This window comes from Sphingomonas faeni (assembly GCF_024273235.1).
GTDB classification, from domain to species: Bacteria; Pseudomonadota; Alphaproteobacteria; order Sphingomonadales; family Sphingomonadaceae; genus Sphingomonas; species Sphingomonas faeni_A.
The window spans coordinates 1-862 of the sequence record NZ_JANBVH010000100.1 but is presented as its reverse complement, the minus strand read 5'-3'; the positions used below and the strand labels follow the sequence as shown (position 1 = coordinate 862).

Below are 862 nucleotides of genomic sequence, written 5' to 3'. Positions count from 1 at the left end.
AGTGGCTTGTGATTCACCTGGGGTTGCGAAGACCACGAGGATCACATGGGCTGGACCAAAATCGCTCGGCGCGAGCATGACAGAAGCGGGCTACGCTATGCAAGCGACTGCACCGATGAAGAATGGGATGTCATCCGGCCATTATTGAGGCGGACCTCCAAGGTGGGACGCCCGCGCAAGCACGAGGCGCGGACCTTGTGGGATGCGATCCAGTATATCGCTGCGACGGGGTGCCAATGGGCACAGCTGCCCAAGGACTTCCCGCCCTTCACGACGGTGCAGTATCATTTCTACCGGATGCGCGACAACGGCCTGCTTGATGCCGTCAACGCGGTGCTGGTGGCATGGGTGCGGGTCGCGGCAGGCCGCAAGTCTGAACCCAGCGCAGGCATCATCGACAGTCAGTCTGTGAAGACCACCGAGGCGGGTGGGCCGCGCGGCTACGACGCGGGCAAGAAGATCAAGGGGCGCAAACGCCACATCGTGACCGACACGCTCGGCAACATGCTGGAAGGCGTGGTGCATGGTGCCGATGTGCAGGACCGCGACGGGGCGCCCGGTCTGATCGAGCGGTCCTGCGATGCGTATCCCACCCTTACCAAGCTGTTCGCCGATGGCGGCTATGCCGGGCAAAAGCTCGAAGCAGCAGTCGCACACATTGATCGGCTGAGGATCGAAATCATCAGACGTTCCGACCTGGCGGGTTTTGTCATTCTGCCCCGGCGCTGGGTAGTCGAACGCACCCTGGCGTGGCTCAACCGGTGCCGTCGCCTCGCCAAGGACTGGGAAGGCTCCATCGCATCCTCCGAAGCATGGATGGTCGTCTCATCCATCAGGCGGATGACCCGCCGTATCGCCAAAC

Annotated in this window: 1 protein-coding gene; it reads left to right on the top strand. The window is 62.5% G+C overall.

Annotation, left to right across the window (positions count from 1 at the left end):
* Window positions 1-45: 45 nt before the first annotated feature.
* Window positions 46-862, top strand: an 817-nt coding sequence (locus tag NLI89_RS21665; RefSeq protein WP_254688794.1) for an IS5 family transposase, incomplete at its 3' end; no start/stop codon positions are given.